This is a genomic window from Williamsia herbipolensis (genome assembly GCF_000964005.1).
Taxonomy (GTDB): domain Bacteria; phylum Actinomycetota; class Actinomycetes; order Mycobacteriales; family Mycobacteriaceae; genus Williamsia_A; species Williamsia_A herbipolensis.
On record NZ_JXYP01000006.1, the window covers coordinates 1 to 13,425 of the forward strand.

The following is a 13,425-nucleotide window of genomic DNA, read 5'->3' on the forward strand; positions in this document are numbered from 1 at the left end:
GTGCGGGGGTCGTCCACTGGTCGGGGTGGGGGAGGAGCTCGCGCAGCGCAGCGAGTTCGCGGCGGCGTCCGCCGACGACCGCGACCACGGGCACGCCGACGGCGCGCGAGAAGGCGTCGACGTCGATGGAGCCCTGGCGGCGGGTCAGCTCGTCGGTGAAGGTGAGGACCACGCACACCGGCAGATCGGTGCCCAGCACCTGGGCAAGCATGCCCAGAGATCGGCGCAGCGTGGTCGCGTCGAGGGTGACGACGAGACCGTCGGGGGTGTCGGTGGTGATGTCCTCGGGGTCGAGGACGTCGGCGACGATCTGCTCGTCGGGGCTGATCGCGTCGAGACTGTAGGTTCCGGGCAGGTCCTCGACCAGGACGTCGTGGTCGCCGACCTGCGTGCGCCCCTCGTAGCGGGCCACGGTGACACCGGGGTAGTTGCCGGTCTTCGCGCGGAGCCCCGTGAGCGCGTTGAACAGGGTTGTCTTACCGGAGTTCGGGCTGCCGACGAGGGCGAGTCGGGCATCGGAGCCGTGATCGTCGAGTGATCCGGCGCCACCGTGCGGTCCGCAGCTCACGCGTCACCACCCCTCTCGTCGGCTCGGGTCAGGTAAGGCTTTCCTGGACTCCCCGTCCACCACAGTAGCGCTGCGACGCGACCGTGCCCTCCCCGAATTCGCGCAGGTGAGGGCGTACGTCCGACTTGCCCGAATGGCAGACGCACGGGATGCGATCGACACCCGCTCGACATCGTCAGGCCAGCGTTGGTTCATCTGGATCGACCACGGTCGCGTCATGAGACCGACGACTCGCCTGGCCACCCTCGTGCTCGCCCTCGCCGCGGCGGTGACCGTCGCACCCGGATCGGCGGGTGCTGTCGACTTCGGCAGTTCCGGACTCGGCGGTGACCCCGGCACCTACACCTACGCGGTGATCGGCGACGTGCCCTACGGACAGCCCCAGATCGACGTCTTCCCGACCTGGATCGCCCAGATCAACGCCGACCGCGCCGTCGACATGACCTTCCACGTGGGGGACATCAAGAACGGGTCGACCAAATGCACCGACGACTATTTCGCGTTGATCCGCAAGGACTTCGACACCTTCCGTCGGCCCTTCCTCTACACCCCCGGCGACAACGAGTGGACCGACTGCCACCGCGCCAACAACGGCGCCTACAACCCCCTCGAGCGCCTCGCGGCGGTGCGGAAGACCTTCTTCTCGCGTCCCGGACGGACCCTCGGGCAGCAGGCGCGACCGGTCGCCTCCCAGAACGCCATCGGATTCCCCGAGAACGTGTCGCTCACCCAGCGCGGCGTGGCCATGGCGACCCTGCACGTGGTCGGCAGCAACGACGACCTGCAGCCGTGGACCGGGATCGGCCAGACCGCGGCCACGCCCGCGCAGATCGCCGAGGAGACCGCGCGCATCAACGCCGCGATCACGCAGGTGCGCACCACGTTCGCCCAGGCGAAGGCGCGCAACGACCGCGCTGTGTCGTTCTACACACAGGCCGACATGTTCGATCCCACCTATGCGGTGACGCAGAACGACGATTCGGCGTTCACGCCGCTGGTGCGTGCACTCGTCGAGGAGTCGCGCAGTTTCGGCAAGCCGGTCTACCTGTTCAACGGCGACAGCCACATCTACAACTCCGACACCCCGCTCGCGACCGGCTCGAAGTGGTTGTCGTTCTATGGGATCAAGGACGCGGCTGACAACCTCACACGCGTGACCGTCGACGGTTCGTCGAACAACAAGGACTATCTGCGGGTGTCGATCTCGAAGCCGAATGATCCGAAGGTGCTGAGCTGGACCCGCGTGCCGTACACGGTGCAGGCAGCGGGCTGAGCCGCGACCCGATCACACCAGGGCCGGATCAGGCGGCCGCGATGACCTTGATGCAGTCGGCCTGGCGACGGCGCAACGCGATCTCGTACCCGGCGACCCGCACCACCACCGGTCCGCGCATCGGAGCGCGTCGCACGGCGACGACCTCGGCGCCCGGCGCGAAACCGAGGTCGAAGAAGCGACGTGCTGCCGACGGGTCGGCGTCTGCGCACAGGCGCGACACGACCGCGGACGTCCCCAGCGGCAGGTCGCTCACGGCGACCTCACCGATCGTGACCTCGTGATCGGCGACGGCGCGCGAGCGGAGACGGTCGGTGGTGATCGACATGTCGCCTCCTGCCTGTGTGATTTCGTGCTGGGCAAGTGAGCCTTACCTAGCTGAGATGAGGCAAGCATAACCACGATCTCCGACCCGGCGCCAGGCCCTCGGTGAGCGTCGGTAACGATCTGCCCGATACGGGCGATCTGCGTGTACACCCGTCCGACGACCCCAGGGACAGACCATGACCAGGATCGCGACCTATCTGACCGCCGCCGCCGCTGCGCTCGTGCTCACCGGCCTCACCGCAGGCTGCTCGTCGGACTCCTCCGACACCACCACACCGACCTCGACGGTCACCGTCACCCCGTCCACCGCCGCATCCGCATCGGGCGGCGAGACCACCGGCGGCGACCCGTCGGCGGACGGGGCCACCGACGCCCCGACCCAGGAGACCGCCGGCCAGACCCGCATTCCCGCCGTGTCGGCCGTGCCTGCGTCGGAGTTCGCGGTGGGGTCGTACTACGCATTCGGCACACCGAGCGGCAAGATCCAGTGCCACGCGGTCGAGGGCAACTTCCTCTGTCGCACCGAGGGCAACCCGCACACGGTGAGCTCGGCCTCGCTGTGCAACTTCTACTCCGGCGAGGAACAGGGCCGAGCCGTGCAGTTCGGCTGGTTCACCAGCCGGACCGAGCCATGCGCCACGATCATCCAGGGCAACGGATGGGCGGCCGGCAAGACGTTGGGCTACGGACAACGCGTGACATTCCCCGCCGACGCGGGCCGGACCATCACCTGCTCATCGGCGTCGAACGGGAACACCTGCACCCAGGTCGGCGGCTCGGGCGCGCGAGGTTTCGTGCTGTCCGCCGAATCGTTCACGGTCCTCTAGGGGTCAGGACAGCATCAGCAGCGTCGAGGTCGCGCTGGCCACGAGCCGCTGGGAGGAGTCGTGCACCTCGGCACGGACGGTGGCCGTGGTGCGGCCGTGGTGTTCGACCTGTGCGCGCACGCGGATCGGCCCGGTGTCCGGGGCGATGGCCCGGATGTAGCGACAACTGAGGTCGAGCGTGGTGAAGCGGCGGTTCTCCGGGTTCACGGTCATGAGGGCCGAACCGAACGCCGCGTCGATCACCGCGGCGATGAGTCCGCCCTGGATGGTCCCGAAAGAATTGCAGTGGAATTCGCGTGGCTCGAGCTCGAGGACCGCCCACCCCTCGCCCGCGTCCACCGGACGGTAGTCGATGGTCGACGACGCCGGACTCATGGGCAGCTCACCGGCGATCTGGGCGTGCACCTGCTCGATGCCGTGCAGCTCGGCATGGGCACGTCCGACCGGCGGCGCCCACGTGTACTCGCGCCGTGGCTCGTCGACCTGCGTCACGACTCGATCTTGTTCGCGCGCAACTCATGTCCCTTGGAGGTGAGACAGCGACCGGTCGGCAGGTCCCACGACCACCCGTGCAGGTTGCAGGTCAGTTTCTCGCCCTCGATCACCCCGAACTTCGACAGGTCGGCCTTGAGGTGCGGGCACCGACGCTGGATCTCCCAGCCGTCCTTCTCGATCGACGCCGAATCGTCATGCGCCTCGGAGAACCAGCCGTCGGCGTACGCGATGCGTTCGGCCGTCAGGCATTTGAAGAACGTGTAGAGGAACTCGTTGTATCCACCGATGCGCCACGTGGTGAACCGCGTCGACAGGAAGATGGTGTTCACCCAGTCGGGTTCGTCGTCGCGCAGCACGGTGCGCACCAACTCGGCCGGGATGCGGAAGCCGTAGCGGTACTTGCCCTCACCCTCCTTCGGCTCGCGGACCGTGCGGTTGGGGAAGTCGAGGACGACGGTCTGATCACCCATCACGAGCCCGACCGGGTATCCGATGCCGTCGCAGATGAGGTCACTCGCGGCCATGATCGGCTCGAAGAGATCGCGCAACGGCGGCAGCAGCGGCTCACCGTCGGCCGGCGCCCACGACGCCTTCGCCTCGGCGATCACCGGCGCGAACTTCTCGGCCATCTTCTCGAGGTACGCGTGCTTGTTGGCGCCGAAGACCTGCTCGGGCGGATACGGGTGCGACACCTCGACGAGCTCGGATCCTCGCAGCTCCGCCGTCGACCCCGACACCATCATCAGGCCGCGGTGCGTGGTGCCGTCGTCGGTGCCGTGCTCGACCATCTGGTCGAGAAAGGTTGCCTGATCAGGAAAGATGCTGGTCGTGTCGGGTGTGCCGTCGGCGTCGGGGACGTCGTTGAGGTAGCGCAGCTCGGGGTCGAGGAACATCGGCGGACCCGCCGAGGGCACCACCCAGGTGGCGCCGACCTGCTCGATGTACGACCGTGCGCGGTCCATGCCACGCTGACGCTTCTGCGCCGCGAAATTGGCCTTCGTCTTGCGCGGGATGTCGTAGACCATCGGGTACCAGATGGCTCCGGAGTACTGCAGCAGGTGGATGTCGATGTGGCCGAACGCATCCGAGATCACGTCGAGGTCCACCGGACGCGCGTCGTTCATGTTGAAGCACGTGGTCTCGCCGTCGGAGACGATGAGCCCGCTGTCGCCGATGGGACCGTCGGCGGGTGCCCGCAAGGCGACGATCATGACGTCGAGGCTGCCCTTGTCGTTCGAGACAGTGGTCTTCACCGAGTCCTCGGTCTCGACGAACGTGTGGAACCCGAGCGCCTCGAGCTCGCGCCGCAGATCGGGCACCGGGTAGTCCGGCAGCAGGACGGTGGCGTCCTTGTTCACGTTCTCGGCGAGGTTGCGCGCATCGAAGTGGTCGCGGTGCAGGTGCGACACGTACAGGTAGTCGCAGTCGCCGAGGGTCTTCCACTCGAGCTCGGAGTTGTCGGGGAACGGGAACCACGAGGCGAAGTAGGCGGGGTTCACCCACGGGTCACACAGGATGGACCCGGCCGCGGTCTGGATGTGGAATCCCGCGTGTCCGATGCTGGTGACCTGCACTCTGCGCCTCTCTCTCGATTCCGCGGCCCCGGGAAGCGAGGCGCACCTCCAGGGTAGAGGCGGACGCTAGGGTCATCGGCATGGAACCCGCGTACGACACCGTGATCGCGATCGCCCGCTCCATGTGGGCCGCGCAGGGACTGAAGTTCACCGTCACCGGCGCCGAGAACGTCCCCGAGTCCGGTGGGGCGGTCATCGCGATCAACCACACCGGGTACCTCGACTTCACCTACGCCGGACTCCCGGCGTTCCTCCACGGCCGCCGCAAGGTGCGGTTCATGGCCAAGAAGGAGGTCTTCGACTCGAAGGTGTCGGGGCCCATCATGCGGGCGCTGCGACACATCCCGGTCGACCGCGGCGCCGGCGCCGAGAGCTACCGGGCGGCGGTCGAATACCTGCAGCGCGGCGAGCTCGTCGGCGTGTACCCCGAGGCCACGATCAGCCGCAGCTTCGAGATCAAGGACTTCAAGACCGGCGCCGCACGCATGGCGCTCGAGGCCAACGTGCCCATCGTGCCGACCGTGATCTGGGGCGCCCAGCGCGTGTGGACGAAGGGCCACCCGAAGCGTATGGGTCGGTCGAACACCCCGATCAGCATCGGGGTCGCGCCACCGATCACGCCGACCGGCACCCCCGAGGAACTGACCGCGACGCTGCACCAGGTGATGACCGACACCCTGCACGAGATCCAGGGCGCCTACGGGAAACACCCGGCCGGCGAGTTCTGGGTCCCCGCCCGCCTCGGCGGCGGCGCGCCCACCCTCGAGGAGGCCAACGCGATGGACGCCGAGGAATCGGCCGAGCGGGCCCGCAAGCGCACCGAACGCGAGAACTGACCCCGGTCAGATCTCCGCGGTGCTCGACTGCCCGCCGCCTGCGCGTTTGGCCGTGTACATCCGCGCGTCGGCGTCGCGCATCGCGGACTCCAGGGCTTCGGGGTAGTCGCGATCCCGCGGTGCGCCGATGACGGTCGCGCCGACGCTGACCGTGACCGGCACCGCGTCGCCGGCGTCGGTCAGCCGCCGGGGCAGCAGGTCGACGAACCGCGTCACCTCGTGCGGGGTCCCGCAGAGAACGACGGTGAACTCCTCGCCGCCGGTCCGCCCCGCGACGGCGTCACCACCCAGGATGTCGCGCATCCGACGTGCCAGCGATCGCAACACGTCGTCGCCGGCCACGTGTCCGTGGGTGTCGTTGACCCGCTTGAAATCGTCGATGTCGACGACCACCGCCGCGATCGCCAGACCGTCGCGCGACGCCCGCTCCCACAGCGGCTCCACCGAGACCTCGATGCCGCGCCGATTGCGCAGACCCGTCAACGGGTCGACGAGCGACTGCTGGGCATCGATCGACAGCCGATTCCATGCGATGTGCGCGGCGATCGGCACCCCGCACACCGCGGCGAGCAGCACCAGTCCACCGGCGGCGACGGCGTACGGGTCGAAGAGGTGCGCATCGTCCACTCGCCACAGCGCATAGCCGATGACCGCGGCTGCCCAGGCGAGGTGGGCGAGCAGCCATCGCGAGCTCACGAAGTAGGTGCACAGCGCGCTGTTGATCACGAACAGTGCGCACCCGATGGCGTGGACTACGGGGCTGTAGAGCACCAGGATCAGCGTCAACCCCACGTCACCGAAGACACCGAACCCCACGAAGTAGTTCCGCGCCCGCCGCTGGGTCGTCGGCATCGGGGCGAGCACGATCAGCACGATCGCGGCCGCCTGCACCGCCATCACCACCAGGGCGACCGTCCGCGCGACGGTCCCCTGTGGGCCGTCGGGGCTACGCAGCAGCAGTGCCGAACACACCGCCATCAGCAGCGTGTTACCTGCGAACACCGCACGGATCGACGACCGCAGCGACCGCATCGAGTGGTGGTCGACGATCCAGGCGTAGTCGTGGGGCCCGGTCAACCACCGGACGAGGTGAGATCGGCCGCCGGCCCCGATGGTGTTCACCGGTGCGGGTCGGTCGGGTGTGTGGTCGGGGGTGGGCATCGGTACCTGTCAGATCACCGCGACGCCGGCCTGATCGCCGCCGGCCCGTGACCGCGGCCGGTCGCCGGATCGCAGGCGCACCAGCCGCTGCCGGTTGTACGACGGATGTGAATGCAGCACAGAGAGCTTTCGGGTCGAAGCGGTCAGCCCCCCGACGGGCTCGGCCCAATCATTGCACTCCGGCGGCCGCAGACGGGTCGATAGGCTGAACGGATGGAACCCGTCTACCGGACGCTCGAGATCGCGGCGCATGCCCTGGTCCGGGCGCAGGGGATGCGGCTGTCGGTACGCGACGAGGACAAGCTGCCCGCCACCGGCGGTGTGGTGCTGGCGGTCAACCACACCGCATACGTCGACTTCCTCGCCGCGGCACTCGGGGTCTACCGCGCGGGCCGTCGTGCCCGCTACATGATCAAGTCGGAGATGATGGACAACCCGCTGGTGCGATTCCTCATCACCCACACCCACACCGTCCCTGTGGATCGCTCGGCCGGTGCGGAGGCGTACGCCCAGGCCGTCGAGAACCTCCGCGAGGGCTACGTCGTGGGCGTCTACCCGGAGGCCACCATCAGTCGCAGCTTCGAGCTCAAGGAGTTCAAGACCGGCGCGGTGCGCATGGCCGCCGACGCGGGCGTCCCGATCGTGCCCGTGATCGTGTGGGGTGCGCAGCGTCAGTGGAGCAAAGGTGTCCCGCGGGACATGGGACGCAGCCGTATCCCGGTGTCGGTGCGATTCGGTGATCCCCTGCACGTCGGCGCAGACATCGACCCCGTCGACGAGACCGCACGCCTCAAGACGCAGATGTCGGAGCTGCTCGATGCCGTGCGCGCCGACTACGGCGAGCATCCCGCCGGCGCGCCCTGGGTTCCCGCGTCGATGGGCGGTGGCGCACCCACACCCGAGCAGGCCCACGAGATCGAGGCCGCCGAGGCCGTCCGCAAGGCCGAGCTGCGGGAGCGCAAGCGCGCCGAGCAGGCTCGCCGCGAGAAGGGGCGGGGCTGACATGCGCCGCACCCCGTTCGGGCCGCCCTCTTTGATCGTCAGCGACGTCGACGGCACCCTGATCGACGGTTCCGAGACGGTCCGGCCGTTGACCCGCCGCGCTCTGCGCCGCGCGGCAGAGGAGGGCACGGCCTTCGTGCTCGCGACCGGTCGCCCGCCCCGCTGGATCGCCCCCATCGCCGAGCAGCTCGACCACGTCACCTACGCCGTCTGCGCCAACGGCGCCATCGTCTACGACGTGACCGCCGACGTCGTGTTGCAGTCGGCCACCCTCTCGCCGGAGGTGTTGGCCGAGATCGCCGAGATCGCGCGCCGGGAGATCCCCGGGTGCGGTCTGGCCGCCGAGCGGGTCGGCGAGAGCGCACACGATTCGGCGACCGCGCCCTTCGTCGCCGCCGCGGGATACGTGCACGCCTGGCTCAACCCCGATCACGTCGAGGTCGGCGACGACGACATCGTCTCGGCACCCGCGGTGAAGATGCTCATCCGCAAGCCGGGTGCCTCCAGCGACGCGATGGCCGCGGCGATGACCGCCGCGGTCGGCGACCGTGCCGCGGTCACGTTCTCCACCGACAACGGGCTCATCGAACTCGCCGTGCCCGGCGTGGACAAGTCGACCGGTCTGCGGCGGTTGGCCGAGATCGCCTCACTGCCGGTCGATGCGGTCATCGCCTTCGGCGACATGCCCAACGACGTGGAGATGCTGCGGTGGGCCGCGCGCGGCGTCGCGATGGCCAACGCCCACCCCGCGGCGCGGGCTGCGGCCGACGAGATCACGACGAGCAACGACAACGAGGGTGTCGGTCGAGTGCTGCACCGGTGGTTCACCTGATCGGGGCGCATCCCGCCCCACCGAGGTCGACAGGTGCATCCGATTCGGGGACACTGTGGTCGTGAACACAGCACAGGATCGCCGCCCCACCGCCCGCACGATCGCACTCGGTGTCGCCACGACGGCAGCTGCTGCCGGACTCGTCGCCGCCGGCGCCGGTGCCGCCTCGGCCGCACCGTCGGCCCCCGAGGGGACGTACACCAAGACGTTCACCTCGCGGTACTACCCGACCCCGCAGAGCGCGGTCATCGGTGCCGAGATCAACCTCTACCTGTTCAACTCGGTGCGCCTCAACGGCAACCAGGCCTGCTCCGAGCAGCGCAACCCGCTGGTCAAGCCCGACAACCCCACCGGCTGGACGGCCACCATCACCGCCATCTGCCTGCGTGACGCCGGCACCGCCAACTCGAACCAGTCGGTCAACTGACCTGACGCGACCTCAGTTCGCCGGGCCGGTGCTGGGCACCGGTGCCGGCGCACTGGCACCGTTCATCTGATTCCCCAGGCTGCGGGTGAACTCGTCGATGAACGCCTTGATCACCTGCACCACCACGCCGCTGGTCTTGTTGAAGACCAGCGAGCCGAACTGGAACGCCTGGGTGATGATCCCGCTGATCGCGGAGTCCTCCGACCCCGTCGGCAGCCCCAGCGCACTCTTCTCGTAGCCGGCCGCGCCCCACGCCTTGGCGATGGCGCCCTGGACGACCTGCGCCCCGGTCTGCGGCGACCAGTAGATCTTCCCGTTCGTGAAATCGACGTACTTGGCCAACCCGTTCGGGGTGGTCAGCTCTGCGCTGGTCGGCGCACCCAACGCACCGGTCGCCCCGCCCATCGACAGCCATTTCTGCGCGATGGCGCCCAGGTCGGTCGCCGACAACACCTGCGTCGCGACCCCGCCCACCGTCGTCGTGTCGCCCGGCGCCGTGGTCGGTGACGTCGGCGCCGGTGTGGCGTCGGTCGGGGTGGACGTCGAGGGTGTCGTCGCGGTGGGCGCCGTGGTGCCCGCGGCGGCGAGGTTGCCCGCGGCGACCTCGCGGATCTGTGGGAGCGCGGCGTAGCCCAGCGTCCCGGGGCACTCGGTGTTGTCGTAGTCGCGGTGCCCGCTGATCATCGGCAGTGACGTCGTCTGACCCGCTCCGTACTGCGCGGTGTCGAAGCCGATGGAGGTCAGCGCCGAGGTGCCCTTCGGATCGAGACCGGCGAGCTTGAGGCGCCACCCGAGGTAGCTGCCCACCGAGCGGATGAGCTCCGGGGTCGGCGCCACGTCGTTGTAGTTGCCGAGCATCGCCACACCGACCGTGCCCTGGTTGAACCCACCGGTGTGGGTGCCCTGCACGTTGCGGTCGAGACCACCGAACGCGCCCTCGAAGATCTGTCCGTACTTGTCGACGAGTGCGTTGTAGCCGATGTCGCACCAGCCCAGCGTCTGTGCGTGATAGGCGTAGATGCCGCGCACGATCTCCGCCGACTGCTCGGGTGTGTAGTCGTTGTTGCCCGCGGAATGGTGCACCACAGCGGCTTTCAGCGTCGGATCGTAGGTGGGCTGATCGCACCGCTTCGATTCGTCGGCGCCCCACTGTGCGCGGGTGATGATCGGCGGCTGCTGACCGGGCAGCACCGTCGGCAGGCCGAGAGCACCGCCCGAACCGCCCGGGGTGCCGGGGTCGATGAGCGCGGCCTTGAGGGTCGAGACCACGTTCTCCAGCACGCTCGGCGTCGAGGGCCCGGTGACCGGGGCCGGACCGGTCGCCGTCGTGGTGCCGGCGGCGGGAGCCATCGGGTCGCCTGCAACCGGCGAGCGCGGGACGGTGAACGCCCGCGGGGCGATCTCGCCGGGGGAGACGGTCATCTCGGGCTTGTCCGCCGATGCGGGGTTCTCCGGCGCGCCGGGGACCGCCGGGGTGGCGACACCCGCGCGGGTGACGGCGACCTGCACGGCCTTGGTGACCCCGACCCAGATCGGTTCGGTGCCGGCGGTCGATCCCTTGCCGCCGGCACGCGGTCCTCCGTCGGCGGGATCGGCCGAGAGCCACGGACCCCAGCTGCCGTCGGACTTCTGCGCCCGGATGAATGCAGTCGTCTGGGCCAGCGCCTGCTCGGCCGCGGCCTGCGGTGCGTTCGCGGCCGGTTTCAGGTCGTCCCAGGTGAGGCCGATCATGCTGAACGGCCGGTCGCGGCTGATCTCCTTGACGACCGCGCCCGCGGGGACGTCAGCCGAGACCGGCGTCCGGGGATCGGTCGTCGGGGCAGGCGCGGTCGTGCTGCTCCCCGACGGCGCCGCCCCGGTGGGCAGGAGATCCGAGGGCAGCAGGCCGGGCGGGAGCACGCCGGAGGGGATGACCTTCGACAGATCGGGGAGAGGGATCGACGACAGGTCGATGGGCGGCAGGGTCACCCCGGCCGCGGCGAGACCCGACCGGACCAGGTCGAGGACGATCGTCGGCACGGTGTTCAGGCCGACCTGGCTGATCGTGGTCGCCTCGGCCGCGAGCGTCGGTCGACGCTGGTCGGTGGCGTTCTCGGGCGCGCTTCCGCCGATGACGGCGATCACGGGGCTGGCCACGACCACCGCCGCGACGGTCGCCACCACGATCGACGGCCTCGAGCGGCGATATCGCACAGTGAACTCCTCGCGTGACGGTGAATCGCACACGACGAGTCGTCGTACGCAGACCGCCACATCGTGTTGTCGCGGAGGGGTCAAGTCCAGAACCGGACACGGCGTGGCGTGAAACTCGTGATGCGGTTGTTATCGCATGGGGCTGTTGTGACTACTAATCGGACACTATCGTCGCTGGAGTCCCATCCATACGCACGCATCACGATGTTCGCCCAACCGCAAAGGACCCCAGCCGATGGCACAACGGGCCACCGACCGACGTCTGCTGACCTCGGCAGCTCTCGGTCTCGCGCCCGTTCTCGTGCTCGGCGCGGGAATCCTCGGCGTCGGGGCCGTCGTCGCGCACCGCGAGATCTCCGAGCCGGTGACCCTGTCGGTGGGCAGCCAGGTCACGTTGATCGGCCACGGGTTCGGACACGGGCGCGGGATGGGGCAGTACGGCGCGTACGGCTACGCCAAGAAGGGTTGGACGGCCGATCAGATCCTCAACCATTACTACGGTGGCACCACCGCGGGGAAGACGGACAAATCCGTGACCGTTGCGCTCACGCGCAACACCACGGCGAATGTGCGTGCGGACGCCGGGATGAGGGTCGGTGGGCAGACGGTGGCGCCCGGACAGGCGGTTCGACTGTCCGGGACCACCGCCACCATCACCGCCGGATGCGGTGGCGCGGTGGTCCGCACCGTCACGGTGAACCCGCCGACGATCGACCCGATCAACACCGCGAGCAACCGGCCGGCCAACGAGTGGCTCCGGTTCTGCGGATCGAACGACGCCTACCGCGGCTCCATCGGCCTCGACGGTGGCCGCGTGGTCAACATCGTCAGCGTCGACGACTACACCAAGGGCGTCACGCCCAAGGAGAGCCCCGCCCGCTGGGCCGATTCCGGTGGCGCCGAGGCACTCAAGGCCCAGGCCGTCGCCGCGCGCACCTACGCGCTGGCCGCCACGGCCAAGGGCAAGAAGATCGACGACACGATGATGTCGCAGGTGTACGGCGGGGCCGGCAGCGAGGATCCGCGCACCAACGCCGCCGCCGACGCGACCGCAGGCCAGATCCGCGTGGTCGGGGGCCAGCCCGCGTTCACCGAGTTTTCATCCTCCACCGGCGGGTACACCGCGGGTGTGAACTTCCCCGCCGTCGTCGACGACGGTGACACCGAGTCGCCCAACCACAACTGGACCGCCACCGTCGGGTCGGGCAGCATCGCCTCGGCCTTCGGCGTGGGCGCTCTCACCGGGTTCCAGGTGATCCAGGCCAACGGCCTCGGGGCCGAGAACGGGCGGGCGATCAAGGTCCGCATCTCCGGCAGCTCGCGCACGGTGGAGGCCACCGGCGACGAGGTCCGTTCCAAGCTGCAGCTCAAATCCGCCTGGTTCACCGTCCAGGGTCAGGCGAAACCGCAGATCGTCGCGCCGCCCGCGGGTGTCGGGGCGGGCACGGCCACCCTGCCCGGTGTGCCGTCGGTGCCCGGTGGTGTGCTCCCGTCGCTGGTCGACGCGGTCACCGGCGCGCTCGGAGGTCTCGTCAGCCCGTCCACACCGGGAGCGCCCTCGGCACCGAGCACGCCCGCGACACCCGGTGCGCCCACCGGGAGCGACCTGTCGACGCTGATCAGCGGACCCGTCTCCGCAGTGCTCAAGGCCGCGATCGCGGCCATCGACGCCAAGATCGTCGAATACGGCGGCCCCTCGGGACTCCTCGGTCAGGTACTCACCCCCGTCCTGCAATTGGCGGGTGGCGGGTTCCTCCAGAAGTTCGCGAACGGCAACGTCTACTTCAGTCCGCAGACCGGGGCGCACGCGCTCGGCGGGTCGGCGCTCACCGACTACGTAGCCAAGGGGGCCGAGGGAGTCCTCGGCCTGCCGACCGCCGACGCCGGCATCCCCACGAGGTGACCCCGGC

13 protein-coding genes are annotated in these 13,425 nt (G+C 69.4%); 7 read left to right on the top strand and 6 right to left on the bottom strand.

Features of this window, described 5'->3' with window-relative positions; translation table 11 throughout:
• The coding region (locus tag TU34_RS01865) for a FeoB small GTPase domain-containing protein (protein ID WP_045821157.1) at positions 1 to 568 on the bottom strand (568 nt) is incomplete at its 3' end.
• Between the two features lie 217 nt (positions 569 to 785).
• Between TU34_RS01865 and TU34_RS01870 the strand changes: the two genes are divergently transcribed.
• On the top strand, positions 786 to 1,841 hold the full coding sequence (locus tag TU34_RS01870; protein WP_045821241.1) for a hypothetical protein: 1,056 nt from the start codon (positions 786 to 788) through the stop codon (positions 1,839 to 1,841).
• 28 nt (positions 1,842 to 1,869) lie between these two features.
• On the opposite strand, the gene TU34_RS01875 is transcribed toward TU34_RS01870, so the two are convergent.
• Entirely contained in the window at positions 1,870 to 2,169 is a 300-nt protein-coding gene (locus tag TU34_RS01875) for a FeoA family protein (RefSeq protein ID WP_045821158.1), read from the bottom strand.
• 175 nt (positions 2,170 to 2,344) lie between these two features.
• On the opposite strand from TU34_RS01875, the gene TU34_RS01880 reads away from it, so the two are divergent.
• Entirely contained in the window at positions 2,345 to 2,995 is a 651-nt protein-coding gene (locus TU34_RS01880; RefSeq protein ID WP_045821159.1) for a hypothetical protein, read from the top strand.
• Positions 2,996 to 2,998: 3 nt separating this feature from the next.
• On the opposite strand, the gene TU34_RS01885 is transcribed toward TU34_RS01880, so the two are convergent.
• Both TU34_RS01885 and TU34_RS01890 read right to left on the bottom strand, forming a co-directional pair.
• Positions 2,999 to 3,487, bottom strand: a complete 489-nt coding sequence (locus TU34_RS01885; protein ID WP_045821160.1) for a PaaI family thioesterase — start codon at positions 3,485 to 3,487, stop codon at positions 2,999 to 3,001.
• On the bottom strand, positions 3,484 to 5,064 hold the full coding sequence (locus TU34_RS01890) for a Rieske 2Fe-2S domain-containing protein (RefSeq protein WP_045821161.1): 1,581 nt from the start codon (positions 5,062 to 5,064) through the stop codon (positions 3,484 to 3,486). Before TU34_RS01890 ends, TU34_RS01885 begins: the two co-directional genes overlap by 4 nt.
• An 80-nt stretch (positions 5,065 to 5,144) precedes the next feature.
• On the opposite strand from TU34_RS01890, the gene TU34_RS01895 reads away from it, so the two are divergent.
• Entirely contained in the window at positions 5,145 to 5,900 is a 756-nt protein-coding gene (locus TU34_RS01895; RefSeq protein ID WP_045821162.1) for a lysophospholipid acyltransferase family protein, read from the top strand.
• 6 nt (positions 5,901 to 5,906) lie between these two features.
• Here the strand turns inward: TU34_RS01895 and TU34_RS01900 are convergent, their stop codons facing one another.
• Positions 5,907 to 7,061: a GGDEF domain-containing protein gene (locus TU34_RS01900; protein ID WP_052688617.1), complete on the bottom strand. Its 1,155-nt coding sequence runs from the start codon at positions 7,059 to 7,061 to the stop codon at positions 5,907 to 5,909.
• 213 nt (positions 7,062 to 7,274) lie between these two features.
• On the opposite strand from TU34_RS01900, the gene TU34_RS01905 reads away from it, so the two are divergent.
• From TU34_RS01905 to TU34_RS01915, 3 genes are all read left to right on the top strand, one after another.
• Positions 7,275 to 8,063, top strand: a complete 789-nt coding sequence (locus TU34_RS01905; protein ID WP_045821163.1) for a lysophospholipid acyltransferase family protein — start codon at positions 7,275 to 7,277, stop codon at positions 8,061 to 8,063.
• Position 8,064: 1 nt separating this feature from the next.
• Positions 8,065 to 8,895: a Cof-type HAD-IIB family hydrolase gene (locus TU34_RS01910; protein ID WP_045821164.1), complete on the top strand. Its 831-nt coding sequence runs from the start codon at positions 8,065 to 8,067 to the stop codon at positions 8,893 to 8,895.
• A 61-nt stretch (positions 8,896 to 8,956) separates the two neighbouring features.
• Positions 8,957 to 9,322 (top strand): hypothetical protein, encoded by a 366-nt coding sequence (locus tag TU34_RS01915; RefSeq protein ID WP_150116345.1) that lies wholly within the window; start codon positions 8,957 to 8,959, stop codon positions 9,320 to 9,322.
• A gap of 12 nt (positions 9,323 to 9,334) precedes the next feature.
• Here the strand turns inward: TU34_RS01915 and TU34_RS01920 are convergent, their stop codons facing one another.
• On the bottom strand, positions 9,335 to 11,515 hold the full coding sequence (locus tag TU34_RS01920) for an N-acetylmuramoyl-L-alanine amidase (RefSeq protein ID WP_045821243.1): 2,181 nt from the start codon (positions 11,513 to 11,515) through the stop codon (positions 9,335 to 9,337).
• A gap of 235 nt (positions 11,516 to 11,750) precedes the next feature.
• Between TU34_RS01920 and TU34_RS01925 the strand changes: the two genes are divergently transcribed.
• A complete protein-coding gene (locus TU34_RS01925; protein ID WP_052688619.1) occupies positions 11,751 to 13,418 on the top strand; it encodes a SpoIID/LytB domain-containing protein in 1,668 nt (555 codons plus the stop codon).
• Positions 13,419 to 13,425: the final 7 nt, after the last annotated feature.